General features: G+C 62.2%; 17 protein-coding genes and 2 pseudogenes. 10 read left to right on the top strand and 9 right to left on the bottom strand.

What is annotated here, in order from left to right; all coding sequences use genetic code 11:
* The first annotated feature begins 5 nt into the window (after window positions 1-5).
* Both lolD and LMH93_RS18635 read left to right on the top strand, forming a co-directional pair.
* Window positions 6-689, top strand: a complete 684-nt coding sequence (gene lolD / locus LMH93_RS18640; protein ID WP_014753922.1) for a lipoprotein-releasing ABC transporter ATP-binding protein LolD — start codon at window positions 6-8, stop codon at window positions 687-689.
* Window positions 690-749: 60 nt separating this feature from the next.
* The gene (locus LMH93_RS18635; RefSeq protein ID WP_003248806.1) at window positions 750-1,991 is read left to right on the top strand and encodes a lipoprotein-releasing ABC transporter permease subunit; all 1,242 of its coding nucleotides are present in this window, start codon (window positions 750-752) and stop codon (window positions 1,989-1,991) included.
* A gap of 39 nt (window positions 1,992-2,030) precedes the next feature.
* Here the strand turns inward: LMH93_RS18635 and cinS are convergent, their stop codons facing one another.
* Together cinS and cinR are read right to left on the bottom strand one after the other, a co-directional pair.
* The gene (gene cinS / locus LMH93_RS18630) at window positions 2,031-3,383 is read right to left on the bottom strand and encodes a two-component system sensor histidine kinase CinS (RefSeq protein WP_230064443.1); all 1,353 of its coding nucleotides are present in this window, start codon (window positions 3,381-3,383) and stop codon (window positions 2,031-2,033) included.
* A complete protein-coding gene (gene cinR, locus LMH93_RS18625) occupies window positions 3,380-4,060 on the bottom strand; it encodes a two-component system response regulator CinR (protein WP_003248810.1) in 681 nt (226 codons plus the stop codon). The genes cinS and cinR overlap by 4 nt, the downstream gene beginning before the upstream one ends.
* Window positions 4,061-4,261: 201 nt before the next feature.
* Here cinR and LMH93_RS18620 point away from each other — a divergent pair, with 201 nt between their 5' ends.
* Window positions 4,262-4,789 carry a cupredoxin domain-containing protein gene (locus LMH93_RS18620; protein WP_003248812.1) on the top strand — a complete coding sequence of 176 codons (528 nt, stop codon included), beginning with the start codon at window positions 4,262-4,264 and terminating at the stop codon, window positions 4,787-4,789.
* A gap of 68 nt (window positions 4,790-4,857) precedes the next feature.
* Window positions 4,858-5,688 carry an NADPH-dependent 7-cyano-7-deazaguanine reductase QueF gene (gene queF / locus LMH93_RS18615; protein ID WP_185280147.1) on the top strand — a complete coding sequence of 277 codons (831 nt, stop codon included), beginning with the start codon at window positions 4,858-4,860 and terminating at the stop codon, window positions 5,686-5,688.
* 32 nt (window positions 5,689-5,720) lie between these two features.
* Here the strand turns inward: queF and LMH93_RS18610 are convergent, their stop codons facing one another.
* Window positions 5,721-5,984 (bottom strand): DUF4404 family protein, encoded by a 264-nt coding sequence (locus LMH93_RS18610; protein ID WP_003248815.1) that lies wholly within the window; start codon window positions 5,982-5,984, stop codon window positions 5,721-5,723.
* Between the two features lie 122 nt (window positions 5,985-6,106).
* Window positions 6,107-6,670 carry a hypothetical protein gene (locus LMH93_RS18605; protein ID WP_060545651.1) on the bottom strand — a complete coding sequence of 188 codons (564 nt, stop codon included), beginning with the start codon at window positions 6,668-6,670 and terminating at the stop codon, window positions 6,107-6,109.
* Between the two features lie 201 nt (window positions 6,671-6,871).
* Between LMH93_RS18605 and LMH93_RS18600 the strand changes: the two genes are divergently transcribed.
* Window positions 6,872-7,579 (top strand): MlaA family lipoprotein, encoded by a 708-nt coding sequence (locus LMH93_RS18600; RefSeq protein WP_003248818.1) that lies wholly within the window; start codon window positions 6,872-6,874, stop codon window positions 7,577-7,579.
* A 34-nt stretch (window positions 7,580-7,613) separates the two neighbouring features.
* Here LMH93_RS18600 and LMH93_RS18595 read toward each other — a convergent pair whose 3' ends face one another.
* Window positions 7,614-7,913 carry a PilZ domain-containing protein gene (locus LMH93_RS18595; RefSeq protein ID WP_003248821.1) on the bottom strand — a complete coding sequence of 100 codons (300 nt, stop codon included), beginning with the start codon at window positions 7,911-7,913 and terminating at the stop codon, window positions 7,614-7,616.
* Between the two features lie 270 nt (window positions 7,914-8,183).
* Between LMH93_RS18595 and rssB the strand changes: the two genes are divergently transcribed.
* Both rssB and rssC read left to right on the top strand, forming a co-directional pair.
* Window positions 8,184-9,365 (top strand): two-component system response regulator RssB, encoded by a 1,182-nt coding sequence (rssB, locus tag LMH93_RS18590; protein ID WP_003248822.1) that lies wholly within the window; start codon window positions 8,184-8,186, stop codon window positions 9,363-9,365.
* Window positions 9,362-9,844 (top strand): anti-sigma factor antagonist RssC, encoded by a 483-nt coding sequence (gene rssC / locus LMH93_RS18585; protein ID WP_003248823.1) that lies wholly within the window; start codon window positions 9,362-9,364, stop codon window positions 9,842-9,844. Before rssB ends, rssC begins: the two co-directional genes overlap by 4 nt.
* 148 nt (window positions 9,845-9,992) lie before the next feature.
* Here the strand turns inward: rssC and LMH93_RS18580 are convergent, their stop codons facing one another.
* The 3 genes from LMH93_RS18580 to dusA all read right to left on the bottom strand — a co-directional run bounded on the left by LMH93_RS18580 (window position 9,993) and on the right by dusA (window position 14,116).
* A complete protein-coding gene (locus LMH93_RS18580) occupies window positions 9,993-11,843 on the bottom strand; it encodes an alkaline phosphatase D family protein (protein ID WP_230064442.1) in 1,851 nt (616 codons plus the stop codon).
* Window positions 11,844-12,022: 179 nt separating this feature from the next.
* On the bottom strand, window positions 12,023-12,949 hold the full coding sequence (tal, locus tag LMH93_RS18575) for a transaldolase (protein WP_088513656.1): 927 nt from the start codon (window positions 12,947-12,949) through the stop codon (window positions 12,023-12,025).
* 156 nt (window positions 12,950-13,105) lie between these two features.
* Window positions 13,106-14,116: a tRNA dihydrouridine(20/20a) synthase DusA gene (gene dusA, locus LMH93_RS18570; RefSeq protein ID WP_182375230.1), complete on the bottom strand. Its 1,011-nt coding sequence runs from the start codon at window positions 14,114-14,116 to the stop codon at window positions 13,106-13,108.
* 97 nt (window positions 14,117-14,213) lie between these two features.
* Between dusA and LMH93_RS18565 the strand changes: the two are divergent.
* From LMH93_RS18565 to LMH93_RS18560, 3 genes and pseudogenes are all read left to right on the top strand, one after another.
* Window positions 14,214-14,345, top strand: a pseudogene (locus LMH93_RS18565) (site-specific integrase); the annotation flags it as partial.
* Between the two features lie 7 nt (window positions 14,346-14,352).
* Window positions 14,353-14,503 (top strand): annotated as a pseudogene (locus LMH93_RS29960) (tyrosine-type recombinase/integrase); the annotation flags it as partial.
* 101 nt (window positions 14,504-14,604) lie between these two features.
* Entirely contained in the window at window positions 14,605-14,913 is a 309-nt protein-coding gene (locus LMH93_RS18560) for a chorismate mutase (protein WP_173880848.1), read from the top strand.
* Window positions 14,914-14,958: 45 nt separating this feature from the next.
* Here LMH93_RS18560 and LMH93_RS18555 read toward each other — a convergent pair whose 3' ends face one another.
* Window positions 14,959-15,576 carry a LysE family translocator gene (locus tag LMH93_RS18555; RefSeq protein WP_428846648.1) on the bottom strand — a complete coding sequence of 206 codons (618 nt, stop codon included), beginning with the start codon at window positions 15,574-15,576 and terminating at the stop codon, window positions 14,959-14,961.
* Window positions 15,577-15,710: the final 134 nt, after the last annotated feature.

The following is a 15,710-nucleotide window of genomic DNA, read 5'->3' as shown; positions in this document are numbered from 1 at the left end:
CGCGCATGAGTGATAAAGCCGTTCTGAGTTGCCGCAACCTGGGCAAGTCCTACGACGAGGGCCCGGAGTCGGTGCAGGTGCTGTCCGGGCTCAACCTGGAACTGCAGGCCGGTGAGCGGGTGGCCATCGTTGGCAGTTCCGGCTCGGGCAAGAGTACCTTGCTCAACCTGCTGGGCGGCCTCGACCGGCCGACACAGGGTAGTGTGTGGCTGGCTGGCGAAGAGCTGTCGGCACTGGGCGAGCGTGCCCGTGGCCTGCTACGCAACCGCGAGTTGGGCTTTGTCTACCAGTTCCACCACCTGCTGCCGGAATTCACCGCCATCGAGAACGTGTGCATGCCGCTGCTGATCGGCCGAACGCCCATCCCCGAGGCCCGGGAGCGTGCCGAGGCGCTGCTCAAGCGGGTAGGCCTGGGCCACCGCTTGAACCACAAGCCGGCCGAGCTTTCCGGCGGCGAACGCCAGCGTGTGGCGATTGCCCGGGCGCTGGTCAACCGCCCCGGCCTGGTGATGCTCGACGAGCCGACCGGTAACCTCGACCACCATACCGCCCAAGGCATCCAGGAACTGATGCAGGAGCTGTCCAGCGCTTCGCGCACGGCATTCCTGGTGGTCACCCACGACCTCAACCTGGCGCGGCAGATGGACCGTGTGCTGAAGCTCGACGATGGCCACCTGGTGGCCATCTGATCGACTGCCGGGGTGGCAGGTGCTGCCCCGTTTTCCTGTTTCCATTGGGTGATTTCGTACATGTTCAGACCCTTGCCCATCTTTATCGGCGCGCGCTACACCCGAGCCAAGCGTCGCAACCACTTCATCTCGTTCATCTCAATGACTTCGATGATCGGCCTGTCGCTGGGCGTGCTGGCGATGATCGTGGTGCTGTCGGTGATGAACGGCTTCCAGCGCGAAATGAGCTCGCGCATTCTCGGCCTGGTGCCGCATGCCGCCATCCTGGGCGTGCAGCCGCTGGACGATTGGCACAAGGTGGCCGACGCTGCCATGAAGAATCCGGCGGTGATGGCTGTGGCGCCGATTACCGAGATGGAAGGCATGCTGTCGTACAAGGGCGCCATGCAGCCGATCCAGGTGGGTGGTATCGACCCGGCCGAGGAGGGCAAGGTTTCCATCGTTGGCCAGCACATCGTCCAGGGCCGTCTGCAGGGCTTGCAGCCCGGTGAGTTTGGTGTGGTTATCGGTGAGCTGACCGCACGCCGCTTCCGCCTGAACACCGGCGACAAGCTGACCTTGATCGTGCCGGAAATCAGCAAGGAACCGGGTGGCATCACCCCGCGCATGCAGCGCCTCACCGTGGTTGGCATCTTCAAGGTCGGCGCCGAGCTGGATGGGTCGCAGGCCTATATCCATGTTGCTGATGCAGCTGAGATGCAGCGCTGGGCGCCGGGCCAGGTGCAAGGTGTGCGCCTTAAGCTGCACGACCTGTATGCCGCTCCGCAGGTGGCCAAGGCGATTGCTGCCGGGCTTGGGGACGCCTACCGGGCCGATGACTGGTCGCATACCCAGGGCAGCCTGTTCAGCGCCATGAAGATGGAAAAGACCATGATCGGCCTGTTGCTGATGATGATCATCGCGGTAGCGGCGTTCAATATCATCGCCACCCTGGTGATGGTGGTGAACGACAAGGGGCCGGACATTGCCATCCTGCGTACCTTGGGCGCCACGCCGGCGCAGATCATGGGCACGTTCATGGTCCAGGGTAGCCTGATCGGCATTGTCGGCACGCTGATCGGTGGCGTACTGGGCGTGATTGCGGCGTTCAATGTGAGCCAGATCGTCGGCTGGCTGGAGCGGGTGAGCGGGCAGCACATCTTTACGTCGGATGTGTACTTCGTCAGCAGCTTGCCGTCGCAGTTGCAGTGGGGGGATGTGGCGATCATCTGCACCGCCGGCCTGGTGATGAGTTTCCTGGCGACCCTTTACCCGGCCTACCGGGCGTCGCAGGTGCAGCCGGCGATTGGCCTGGCGGTTTGATGTTTGCCTGAGATCCTGGGGGCGTAAAGCGCCCCAGGGTTACCGATCTTGAGCGAACTCGATCACGAATCGGGTCCACCCACCCTCGCACTCCGCCCGTATGCACCCACCATGGGCCTGCACGATCGACCGGGTAATTGCCAAGCCCAACCCCGCATGCTCGCTGCTGCCTTCCCGCCGCGCCGGGTCCACCCGGTAGAAGCGGTCGAAAAGCCGCGGTAGCGCCGCCGGGTCGATAGCCAGCCCGGTATTGGCCACGTTGATCGTCGGCCCCGGCCCCAGGGTCACCTTGATCTGTCCTCCTGCCGGGGTAAAACGCATGGCGTTGTCCAGCAGGTTGGACAGCGCCCGGCGCAGCATATGCTGGTCGCCGTGCAGTACGGCTTCACCCTCGCGCAGCATCTGCACGTCGTTGTCTTCTGCCAGAGGCGCGTAGTACTCCAGCAGCGCATCCACCTCGTCATGCAGCGTCAAAGGCGCGTGCCCCGGTACCAGAAGGCCGTGGTCGGCCTTGGCCAGAAACAGCATGTCGTTGATCATCTGCGCCATCCATTGCAGTTCTTCCAGGTTGCCATGCAGCGCCTCTCGGTATTCTTCGAGGCTGCGTGGGCGGGTGAGGGTGACCTGGGTGTGGGTCAGCAGGTTGGACAGCGGCGTACGCAACTCGTGGGCGATATCGGCCGAGAACGCTGACAGGCGCTGGAAGGCATCGTCCAGGCGCTGCAGCATCGCGTTCATGCTGCTGGCCAGCTCGGCCAACTCTTCGGGCATCTGCGCCACCGGCAGACGGGTGGTGAGCGAACGCGCTGACACGCTGGCGGCCACCTGGCCCATCTGCCGCAATGGGCGCAGGCCGCTGCGGGCGGCCCAGGCACCCAGTAGTGCGGTGGTTAGCGCCGACAGGCCGACCGTCAGCCAGATCAGCCGTTGCATGCCCTGCAGGAAGTGCTGGTGGTGGGTGATGTCGAGGTACAGGGTCAGTCGCGGCGACTGCATGGCGCCCTGTTTCAGGGGCACGGACAGGCTGCGGTAGTCGATGCCTTGCGCATGCAGGGTGGCCAGCCCGGTGGCCAGCGCTGCTTGCGGCAGCCCGCTGCGGCTTTCAAACCAGGTGGCGCCATTGCTGGCGCTGATACGCAAGGCCAGGTCGGCCTGGTGACTCAGTTCATCGCGCAGGGCAGGCAGGCGGGCCTGGAGCTCATCAGCCGTGCTGACATCAGCCAGTTGCGTACGAAACAAGGACAGGCGCGAGTCCAGCAGTTGTTGGTCAAGTTCGACGAAGTGCTGCTCGCTGGCCCGGCTGAATAGCAGGCCGGCGCCTAGCGAGACGGTGGCCGTGCAGGCGGCGAACAGCAGGGCCAGGCGGCTGCCGAGGGAAATCCGGCGCATCACTCGGCGCGCTCTTCGAGTACGTAACCCATGCCCCGTACGGTGTGGATCAGCTTGTTGGGGTGCGGGTCGTCGATCTTCAGGCGCAGGCGGCGGATGGCCACTTCGATCACATTGGTGTCGCTGTCGAAGTTCATGTCCCACACCTGCGAGGCGATCAGCGATTTTGGCAGCACCTCACCCTGGCGGCGCAGCAGCAGCTCAAGGAGTGAGAACTCCTTGGCGGTCAGGTCGATGCGCAGCCCGGCGCGCTCGGCGCGGCGTCGGATCAGGTCCAGGCGCAGGTCGGCCAGGCTCAGGGTCGTGTCCTGGCTCGGGCTGGTGCCACGGCGCAGCAGGCTGCGTACCCGGGCCAGCAGTTCGGAAAAGGCGAACGGCTTGACCAGGTAGTCGTCGGCGCCCAGTTCCAGGCCATGCACGCGATCCTCGACGGCGTCGCGGGCGGTCAGGAACAGCACTGGCGTATCCAGGCCTGCCTGGCGCACGGCCTGAAGAATCTGCCAGCCGTCGCGGCCAGGCAGCATCACGTCGAGGATCAGCAGGTCGTGGTCGCCGGTCAGGGCGAGGAACTGGCCGGTCTCGCCATCGGTAGCCAATTCGGTGGCAAAGCCGGCCTCGCTCAGGCCTTGGCTCAGGTACTGGCCGGTGCGGGCCTGGTCTTCGACGATCAGCAGTTTCATGCACTGTCCATATTCTGAAAGGTTGTGCGTAGCCTATGGCGTCGCTTTACTGCTAGCACAGGGGCAATGGGATGGGTGAAATGATACGTGACGATGTGCCGGCCCGCCCAAGCTGACAAAGTTGTAATGTGCCTGTCAGGTAACTGCCAGTCGCCCCCGGCTAATGTGGCTTAATCCCGATTGTGTAACCCCGGAGTCATCATGAAACACCTGTTCATTGCCGCCACCCTTATCCTGGGCAGCCTGCCGGCTTTCGCTGGCCAGGCGCAGAGCTTCGCCTTTGGCGAGCCTGCCCCGGCGGCCCAGGCCACCCGCACGGTCAACGTGGTGCTCAAGGACATCGCCTTCGAGCCAAAAAGCCTGCAGGTAAAAGCCGGCGAGACGGTGCGCTTCGTGCTGGTCAACGAGGGCAAGCTGCCGCACGAATTCAACCTGGGCGACAAGGCCATGCATGCCGAACACCAGAAGGAAATGGTCGCCATGCAAGGCAAGATGTTCACCGAGGCGATGAACCACGAAGGCATGGATCACGGCAAGATGATGAACCACGGCCAAATGATGGACCATGGTGACGGCCATGGTCACGGGGGGGGCAACACTGTGATGGTCATGCCCGGCCAGCGCGCCGAACTGACCTGGACCTTCCGCCAATCGGCGCCCATCGAGTTTGCCTGCAACGTGCCGGGGCATTACCAGGCGGGTATGGTCGGGACACTGACCATTGAGTGACTGGCCCTGCAAGGCGGTGTGCAAAACCGGTAGACTAGGCGCATTTTCGAACCTCTAGGTCAGTTTCCATGCATCCCGCTGCCGAACATTCCCCGCTGGGCAAGTCCAGCGAATACATCGCCACCTACTCCCCGGAGCAGTTGTTCCCGATCCCGCGTACTGCCAAGTGGGCCGAGCTGGGCGTCACTGCACAGACCTTGCCCTGGCAGGGGGTGGATTACTGGAACTGCTTCGAGCTGAGCTGGCTGCTGCCTTCGGGCAAGCCGGTGGTGGCGATCGGCGAGTTCGCCATCCCGGCGGACTCGCCAAACATCATCGAGTCCAAGTCATTCAAGCTGTACCTCAACTCGCTGAACCAGACGGTGTTCGTCTCGCTGGACGCGTTGCAGGCATGCCTGGAAAAAGACCTGTCCGCCGCTGCCGGCAAGCCGGTGGGGGTGAAGGTGCGCACTTTGGCCGAGGTTGAAGCCCAGGGTGTGGTGGCGTTACCGGGGCAGTGCATCGATGCACTGGATGTGGCCATCAGCAACTACGAGCAGCCGCAACCAGAGCTGTTGCGCTGCGACCCGGCGCGGGTGGTGGAAGAAACCTTGCACAGCCATCTGCTGAAGTCCAACTGCCCGGTCACCGGCCAGCCGGATTGGGGCAGCGTGGTGGTTGAGTACAAGGGCAGGGCGCTGGACCACGCCAGCCTGCTGACCTACCTGATCAGCTTCCGCCAGCATGCCGACTTCCATGAGCAGTGTGTGGAACGGATTTACCTGGACTTGAAGAATCTGCTGCAGCCGGAGCACCTGACGGTCTATGCACGTTATGTGCGCCGGGGTGGGCTGGACATCAACCCGTATCGCAGCACCGGGGGGATCAGCCCGGATAACAAACGCCTGGTACGGCAGTAATACAGGGGGGCCGCTTAGCGGCCCCCGCTATTTCAGATCCCCATGCTGTGCAGTGAGTTGGCAATGCTGCGCAGGGTGGCAGTGAGGTCGGGGTGGTCGGCCTCGAAGCGCTCGATCGCCAGGTTCACGCCGTCCACCAGGTTGTTGTCTGGCGTGGCTTCCTCAAGTTTCAGTTGCGCCTCGATCTGGCGCGCCTCTTCGTGCAGGGCGGCCAGCTCTTCTTCCGAAAGCGGTACGTTGCGGTCCAGTTGCTCGCGCAAGCTGTTCAGGCGCTCTTGCAATTCGCGGGCAGGCATTGGCTATTCTCCATCAATGGCTTGGCAAGCCATGGACCTCAGCGGCGTGGCAAAGGTTCTGGCCTGTCTTCAGGGTAATCTACCTGCTGGCGATTTGCATGATCCGCGTCAAGGCTGCTGTATCAGGGTTTTTCACCCTTGCGCCGGCGCTGGGCGATGTCCACCAGGCAGGTGTCCAGCGCTTCCAGATGGTCGATCACTGAGTGCACGCCCAGGCTGAACAGCGCCAGTGTCGCCTTGCTGCGCGCCAGATCCTGCTCTTGCGGGCTCATGGCTTGCCATTGTGCAGAAGTGCGGTCGCATAACGGGCTGCAGGCGGCCAGGCCTACTGTCCACAAGCCGGCGTTAAGGCCAGACTGCAGCAGGCGGGGGTCGCCGCTGACCAATACGCAGCCATCCAGGCGCTCGCTGTCCAGCGCCATCAGTGCCTGCCAGCAAGCGTTCGGCGCTGGCCAGCGCACGCCATTGACCGCATGCCCTGGCAGCCAGTCGGGCAGCACATGGGCCAGGCGCTCGCTTTGCGCGGTATTGAGGTCATCCACCCAGATGCACGGCACTTGGCGCTGACGCAGGCTGGCAAGCGTGGCCAGGGCGCCGGGGGCGGGTGATGGCGCGCCATGGGTAGCCTGCACCAGGCAGCCGCGCAAGCCGAACAGCACAGCAGTGAAGGCGGGCGCAGTGTCCATGGCAACTTCCCCCAAATGGTTCGAAGGCTATGCGTTGATTGTTACCGTCTTGTGACATCGGCCGCTGCGCAACAGTTGTTCACAAAATATTCAGCAAAAATGTGTAAGGCTGTTTATCAGCCCGCAAGTCTCTATACTGCCGCCTTAACAGCAGCGCCACCTGTTGCGCTTGCGGCCGAGAAATTCGATGGAGAAACATCTATGCGTAGGATCGGTGCCAGTGTGATCGAACGAGTCACCCAGGCCTGTGTCTGCGCCAGCATGCTGCTGGCGCCCGTGGCAGCCACCCAGGCCGCCACCGAGGAAGATCCCTGGGAAGCGGTCAACCGCCCGATCTTCCGCTTCAACGATACCCTCGACACCTATGCCCTCAAACCATTGGCCAAGGGCTACCAAGCGGTCACTCCACAGTTCCTCGAAGATGGCATCCACAACATCTTTCGCAACCTGGGGGACGTGACCAACCTGGCCAACGACGTGCTGCAGCTCAAGCCGCATGCGGCGGGCGTGGATACGGCGCGGTTGATCGTCAACACCACCTTCGGCCTGGGTGGCTTCTTCGATGTGGGTACCAAGATGGGCCTGCAGCGCAACGACGAGGACTTTGGCCAGACCCTGGGCTACTGGGGTGTGCCGAGCGGGCCGTATGTGGTCATCCCGCTGCTGGGCCCAAGCACCGTGCGTGACGGTGTGGCCAAGTACCCGGACACCTATACCAAACCCTATCGCTATATCGACCACGTGCCTACGCGCAACTCGATCTTTGCGCTGGACGTGATCGACACCCGCGCCAGCCTGCTCTCGGCCGAAAAGCTGATTCAGGGTGACAAGTACATCTTCATTCGTAATGCCTACCTGCAAAATCGCGAGTTCAAGGTGAAGGATGGCGAAGTCGAAGACGACTTCTGATCTGTGACCCTGGGGCCGCAAAGCGGCCTCAGGATCAATGCATGGCCAGGATCCGCAGCCCGAACTTCTGCTGCCCGCCCGGCTGGTCGGCAATCCATACCACCTCGGTGCTGGCATGCAGCCCCTTCAGCGCCGGATGGTCGGAGTCGATCCGTACCTCGATCAGATCACCCACCAGAAAGCGCTGCGGCGCCTGCACCTGCATGCCGCCGCTGGACAGGTCCAGGCACACCGCCGCAATGACCTGGCCTTCGTGCAAAAGGCTGACCTCGGTGTCGATGCGCATGCGAATGAAGTCGCGTTTTTCGCTATGGCTGGAGGGCGTGTGGGGCATGCTGCATCCTTCCCGTCGGGTTGCGCTGGTCGACTTTCTTATAACTCCCGGTGATTTGCCCTGTAAAGAGCGGCGAGGTCGACCCCAGCATGCTTGAAACCCCTGCCGGATGGGAGTACCGTCTGCGCCTTACAAGGTACCTCTGACAGTTGCCGGGCAGGTGTTCTTGTCCTACAACTCAAGTAGAGTGTGACCATAAAGAATTCCCGTAGCTGGCCGTCTGCCTTGCCGACACCGCTGCACCAACCTAAATCGGCGCCGTTCGCCCACATGCAGAAAACCAGTGCAACGCTGCTGATCATCGATGACGACGACGTGGTCCGTGCCAGCCTCGCCGCCTACCTTGAAGACAGTGGTTTCAGCGTCCTCCAGGCCAGTAATGGCCAGCAGGGGCTTCAGGTCTTCGAAGAACACCAGCCCGACCTCGTGATCTGCGATCTGCGCATGCCGCAGATGGGCGGCCTCGAACTGATCCGTCAGGTCAGCGAGCGTGCGCCGCAGTTGCCGGTGATCGTGGTGTCCGGTGCCGGCGTCATGAGTGATGCGGTGGAAGCGTTGCGCCTGGGCGCCGCCGACTACCTCATCAAGCCGCTGGAAGACCTGGCCGTACTCGAGCATTCGGTGCGCCGCGCCCTCGACCGCTCGCGCCTTGTGCTGGAAAACCAGCGCTACCGCGACAAGCTCGAAGCCGCCAACCGCGAACTGGAGGCTAGCCTGCACCTGTTGCAGGAGGACCAGACCGCCGGTCGCCAGGTGCAGATGAACATGTTGCCGGAAAGCCCCTGGGTGGCCGGCGAGTTCGCCTTCGAGCACCAGATCATCCCGTCGTTGTACCTATCGGGTGATTTTGTCGATTATTTCCGCGTGGACGAGCGGCGCATTGCTTTCTACCTCGCCGATGTATCCGGGCATGGGGCGTCGTCGGCCTTTGTCACCGTGCTGTTGAAATTCATGACCACCCGCCTCATGTTCGAGCTCAAGCGCAGCAGGATGCGTGAGTTCAAGCCGTCTGAAGTGCTCAGCCACATCAACCGCGGCCTGATCAACAGCAAGCTGGGCAAGCACGTCACCATGGTCGGCGGGGTGATCGACGAAGAGTCCGGCCTGCTGACCTACGCTGTCGGCGGCCATTTGCCGTTGCCGGTACTGTATACCCCCGAGCATTGCCGCTACCTGGAAGGCCGCGGCCTGCCGGTGGGGTTGTTCGATGAGGCCACCTACCAGGACCTGGTGGTGGAGCTGCCCCCGCAGTTCAGCCTCAGCCTGATGTCCGATGGCATTCTGGACCTTTTGCCGGGTGATACGCTCAAAGATAAAGAAGCCGCCTTGCCGGAGATCGTCAAGGCAGCAGGTGGCAGTCTGGATGGGCTGCGTCAACGATTTGGATTGGCTACGCTTGGGGAGATGCCGGATGATATCGCCCTATTGGTGTTGAGCAGGAACCTTCAATGAGTACCGGTAGAATTCAGTTCGCCGAGCAGAGCGGTACCTTCGTACTGAAATTCGTTGGTGAAGTGCGCCTGACCCTGTGTTCGGCGCTGGATGCGACGATCGAGAAGATTTTCACTGCGCTGAACTTCTCGGCGATTGTCATCGACCTGACTGAAACCGAGAGTATCGACAGCACCACACTGGGCCTGCTGGCGAAGCTGTCGATCCTGTCGCGGCAGAAGGTGGGCCTGCTGCCGACGGTGGTGACTACCAATCCGGACATTTCACGGCTATTGCAGTCGATGGGCTTCGATCAGGTGTTCAACATTGTCGATCGGCCGATACCCTGCACCGATTGCCTGACCGACTTGCCGTCGCAGGACCAGAATGAAGAGGTGGTGCGCTCCAAGGTGCTGGAGGCGCACAAGATCCTCATGGGCCTGAATGACTCCAACCGCGAAGCCTTCCATGATCTGGTCAATGCGCTGGAGCGGGGCTGATCTCTGGCCTGTGCCGGCCTCTTCGCGGGTAAAACCGCCCCTACGACGGCCTGCGCCCAAACACCAATGTGTGTCCACCCCCAATCAGGTGTAGGAGCGGGTTTACCCGCGAAGAGGCCGGCACAGGCTGTAAAAACTCTGAATCTCACTACGCCCGGTTTTTAAACTCTGTAGCCTCACCCCCGCCCGCATCCAGCTGATACACCCGCGCCGGCCGCCCCTGTTCATCAAAAAACACCTGTCCCAGCCCGGCACCATTCCACAGCCGTTCCCCGGCCTTGCTGTGGCTGGGCGTACGCGGCACCACCTCCATTTCTCGGCGCTTGGTAAACCAGTTGAGCGGCGAGCGCGGCGCATACAACCAGCGGTTGAGCCGGTCGAGCACATCCAGCAAACGCCGGGGGAACTCGTTCTTGATTCCGCTGCTGGTCACCTGCCACAAGTGCGGGCTGCGCTGGCGGTGGCGAATCAGCACCTCATACACGAACGAGTAATGCACATCTCCCGACAGCACCACGTAGTGCCCCGGCGTGCGCGAGTGGCGGAAGATATTGAGGATGACCTGCGCTGCACCGCGGTGGGCCATCCAGTTCTCGGCATCCACCAGCAGCGGGTAGCCCAGCCAGCTGAACACCTTCTGCACCGTCTCGATCAGCTTCACCCCGAAAATCGGCGCAGGCGACACGATGACTGCCGAGGGATGATCGAGCAGTGCTTGCTGCAATTCACTCAGCGCTTCCCAGTCCAGCAGGCCGGACGGCTTGGCCAGGTTACTTTCGCTGCGCCAGCGGCGGGTGCGGGTATCCAGTACCAGCAGCGGTGGTTCTGTCGGCAGGCTGAACTGCCAACCCTGGAAGCGCAGCAGCTCGCCAATCAGCTCATCCTGGTTCTGGCGGGTCAGCACCTGGCACTGTTCGATCAGCGGATTGCAACCGTCCGGGTTGTTGCCCCAGGCCTGGCAGAGCAGGTAGCCGAGCAAGGCGTTGCCAATGATCCTTCGCGAGAATGGGTGGCCGTAGGCCGTTTCCTCCCACTGCGCCGAGAGGTTCCAGTCGTCGGTGATGTCGTGGTCGTCGAAGATCATCAGGCAGGGCAGGTGAGCCATCACCCGCGCCACCTGACCGAGATTGTCGGCAAACCCCTGGATCAGCGGCAGCTCTTGCCGGTATCGGGCTTGATGCTCGTCGCTGAGCCCGCTGGGGATGCCCAGGTCCACCAGCTGCCAGGGCACCGGCGACCACACCAACAGGTACATGGCCATGACTTCGGCGAAGGTCACCAGGTGGTTGTCGGCGTTGCTGGACGAGAAGATCGGCTTGCGCTTGCCGCCGAAAAAACGCTCGCGCAGGGTGTCGTTGCGTTCCAGCGCCGGCAGCAGGTCGGCGCGGTGATAGTAGCTGGCCGGGTGCTGGTACAGCGCCTGGCTGTCGGCTACCACCGCACCCTCCAGTTGCTCGTCGAACAAGCCCAGGCGCGAGATCAGGCTATGGATGGCGCGCAGCATGGGGCCAGCGACATCGTCGGCGTAAACCTGGTCGCCCGTCATCACCAGCACGGCGGGGCGGTCTTCGGGCTTCTTGCACCCCTGCAGCAGCCGGTCGGCGCATAGCAGGCCGTCGGCAGCAGGGTGGTGCGGCTTGCGGCAGGAGCCGTGCAGCAACTGGTCGAGGCGCTCACGCAGCACCAGGTTTGGGCGCTGGGCGCCCGGGTAGAGCAAGTGCGGCGCCCAGTCGGCGATACCCTGGCCGTTGATCAGCAGGTCATAGTCGAGCAACTGGTTGCAGGGCAGGGGGCTGGCGAATTGGATGTCCAGCAGGTGAACGTAGGCATGCTGGCCAATCGGCACCACCTGGCAATCGACGTGGGCCTCGCTTGCCAGGCAGACGAACGCGGGCTGCAGCGGTTGGGTAGTGACCAGCCAGACGGCCAGACGCTGGGGTTCCAGGCGGCGCAGTACCGGGCCGGCGAGAACGAGGGGCAACGGGTTAGGGGAGGTCATCGACAGCTCGGGTGGCTATGGCGGCCTGTTCGCGGGCAAGCCCGCCCTTACATCGATCGGTGTAGGAGCGGGCTTGCCCGCGAACAGGCCCGAGAATTCAATACACAATTAAGGTGAGGCAAACAAAACGGGCGGAAAATACTGAACACTTCCCGCCCGTCAGGCAAACACGAACTGTATCAGGCCTTTTCAGCCATCAACTTCTCCAGCTTTTCCTGGTCCCGCGCAAATTGGCGAATACCTTCGGCCAGTTTCTCGGTGCCCATGGCGTCTTCGTTCATCGCCCAGCGGAACTGGCTTTCGTTCAGGTGCTGCTTGGCTTCACCGGCGTTGCCCGGTTTCAGCACCTGCGGCAATTCACCCTGGTCATCACTCAGCTGCTGCAGCAGCTCGGGGCTGATGGTGAGGCGGTCACAGCCGGCCAGTTGTTCGATCTGGCCGATATTGCGGAAGCTGGCGCCCATGACCACAGTGTTGTAACCATTGGCCTTGTAGTAGTTGTAGATGCGCGTGACCGACTGCACGCCTGGGTCCTCGGCGCCCACGTATTCCTGGCCGGTGCTCTTCTTGTACCAGTCGTAGATACGGCCCACGAACGGCGAAATCAAAAACACCCCGGCATCGGCGCAAGCCTGGGCCTGGGCGAAGGAGAACAGCAGGGTCAGGTTGGTCTGAATGCCTTCCTTCTCCAGCTTTTCGGCGGCGCGAATGCCTTCCCAGGTGGAGGCCAGCTTGATCAGCACACGCTCTTTTGCCACTCCGGCCGCCTCGTACAGGGCGATCAGCTGACGAGCCTTGTTCAGCAGGGCTGGCTCATCGAACGACAGGCGTGCATCCACCTCGGTGGAGATACGCCCCGGGATGACCTTGAGAATGCCTGAGCCTACCGCCACCGCAAACTTGTCGCAGGCCAGGTCGACATTACCCATGGCGTCGGCCTTCACCTGCTTGAGCAGGTCGGCGTAGCCCGGGATGGCAGCAGCCTTGAGCAGCAGTGACGGGTTGGTGGTGGCATCGACCGGCTTCAGGCGGGTGATGGCGTCCAGGTCCCCGGTGTCGGCGACCACGGTGGTGAACTGCTTGAGTTGTTCCAGCTTGGAGGTCATGGGCGTGCTCTGTCCTGTGCATTTACTCGACATTACCCGAGGCCCGACAGCCGCTCAAGGGCCGCCGAAACCCTGCGGACCCGCTGGCCCGCACAGGGCTGTACGAAAGGTGAAGATTCGAGTCGCAAGCAAGCCCGAGGTTCCCTCCCTCTGAGGTCACCGCCCCTGCAACAACTCCACGGCCTGGTCAAACACCGCCAAGGGTTCGGCCGCCTTGTGAATGTCTGCCGACAGCAACTGGCGGAAGCGCCGCGCCCCTTTGAATCCTTGGGCCAGCCCCAGAATATGCCGGGTAACGTGGTGCATCGCACCGCCACTTTCCATATGCGTCACGATGTAAGGCCGCAGTTGCGCCAATGCCTCGCTACGGCTGACCACCGGCGCATCGCTGCCAAACAGTTGCTGGTCCACCTCGGCCAGCAGATAAGGGTTGTGATACGCCTCGCGCCCCAGCATCACGCCATCGAAGGTTTCAAGGTGTGCCTGGCATTCGTCCAGGGTCTTGATCCCGCCGTTGAGCACGATCTCCAGGTCCGGGAAGTCCCTCTTCAACTGCGCTGCGATGTCATAGCGCAGCGGCGGGATCTCGCGGTTCTCTTTCGGCGACAGCCCTTCCAGAATCGCGATGCGTGCATGCACGGTAAAACTCCGGCAGCCGGCCTCACGCACCTGGCCGACGAAGTCGCTCAGTTCGGCGTAGCTGTCACGGCCGTTGATACCAATGCGGTGCTTCACCGTGACAGGCGTCGATACGGCATCACGCATGGCCTTCACGCAGTCGGCCACCAGCGCCGGGTGAGCCATCAGGCATGCGCCGATCATGTTGTTCTGCACCCGGTCGCTCGGGCAGCCAACGTTGAGGTTGACCTCATCGTAGCCCGCTTCTTCAGCCAGGCGCGCACAAGCGGCCAGGTCGGCCGGCACACTGCCGCCCAGTTGCAGGGCCAGCGGGTGCTCAGAAGCATCGTGGCGCAGGAAACGGTGGGCGTCGTTGTGCAGCAGGGCACCGGTGGTGACCATTTCGGTGTAGAGCAGGGTTTGCCGGGAGAGCAGGCGCAGGAAGAACCGGCAATGTCTGTCGGTCCAATCCATCATGGGGGCAACGCTGAAGCGGCGTGACGGCTCAGGGCGCGTGGTTTGTGGCTTTGAAGCGTTTTCTAGGAGCATTCTGGGCTACGCATTTATGTACCATTTTCCGGGGGCGTGTTGGGTTTGACAGTGGTGCGGGCTACCGCCGCCAAACACACTCGTACCACCGGAAATCATGGCAACGATCAGAGCAAGGAAAAAGGCCGATGGAACGGTTAGCTATACCGTCCAGATCCGCCTCAAGAAAAAGGGTGTCCTAGTCTACCAAAGGTCCCAGACATTCGCCCGCCAGCAGGCTGCCCAAGCCGGGGTGAAAGATGGTTGGCGTGGAGGATCTGCATTTTCACGACATGCGCCACGCAGGCGTGAGCTGGTTGTGCGAAATGGAGTGAGATATCCCGCGTGCATCCAGTATTTCCGGTCATCGTGACGGGCCACTCGCTGCGGCGTTACACCCCTCTGAGGAGCGTGAAGCGAACCTGGCATAGAAGCTACACTGCACGACCCAGTCACCCACGACAGCCTGCTCCAATCCATCGCAGGCTCATGAAAAGGAAGTCAAGCAAATGGATGTACTTTGCACCTCTCTGGACGAAGTCCGTCAACGGATCGATGAAATCGACCGCAGCCTCGTTTCGCTTCTCGCCAAACGTGGAAGGCTCGTAACGCAAGCAGCGGGTTTCAAGAAAACCACCGATGATGTGCGTGCGCCTGCCCGGGTCGAGCAAGTGATCAGGAAGGTTCGTGAGATGGCTGACGAAACCGGTGCCTCGGCTGAGGTGGTGGAACAGGTCTATCGGGCGATGATTTCGGCCTTCATCGCCGAGGAGCTCAACACCCATGCGAAGCTGGCCGATGAGGCTTCAGCATCGTGATGAAACGCGGGGCTCATACGCAGCCCCGCCGCTTTCTCCTGCTTGCTATCTCTGGCTCAACGTCGCAATCGAGACGCCAGAGGCAACGAAGGTGAGGCCTGCGCCCACGTTCAGCCCATTCACCAGCCGTGGCCGCCGGTACAGGTAGCGAGACAGTCCCGTGGCGAAAATACCCATCAAGGCAAACCCCAATGCCGTGAGTACAGCGAACCACACGCCGTAAACCATCATCTGCACGCTGACCGACCCGCGTGCGGGGTCGACGAACTGGGGAATGAACGCCAGCACGAACAAACCTGGCTTGGGGTTGAGCGCAGCCGAAAGCAGACCGGTCAGAAAAATGCTGGGCAGCGATTGCCTGGAGGCCGGCTGAAAGCTTATGAGGTTACGAGCGCGCAGAACCTTGATCCCTAGCCAGAGCAGATAGCCGGCACCCATGAGCTTGATCACCCAAAATGCGAGCACCGAGGTTTGCATCAGTAGGGTCAAGCCTAACGAAGCGGCTGCAACGTGAAACAAAATGCCTGCACCTGACGCCATGCCGGATACGGCCGCTGCGACTTTACCCTGGCTGAGACCGCGGCCAATGGCCAACACGTTGTCAGGGCCCGGTGCCAGCACCAACAGCACGCAGGCGGCGGTATAGGCGAACCATACGTTCATGGGAAACACGGCTCTCTCCTTAAGCCTGATGAAGCATCCATCCTGACGGTGGGGTACGCCAATAGCAAGGCGGAACCTCAAGGGCTGTTAGCACTGGCGGGCTCGGCCCTGCTTGGTTGGCCGAGGTTTCTCCG

Origin of the sequence: Pseudomonas sp. CIP-10, assembly GCF_020911845.1 — a bacterium.
GTDB classification, from domain to species: domain Bacteria; phylum Pseudomonadota; class Gammaproteobacteria; order Pseudomonadales; family Pseudomonadaceae; genus Aquipseudomonas; species Aquipseudomonas alloputida.
The sequence above is the reverse complement of the archived record's forward strand: the minus strand, read 5'-3'. Positions and strand labels throughout refer to the sequence as shown.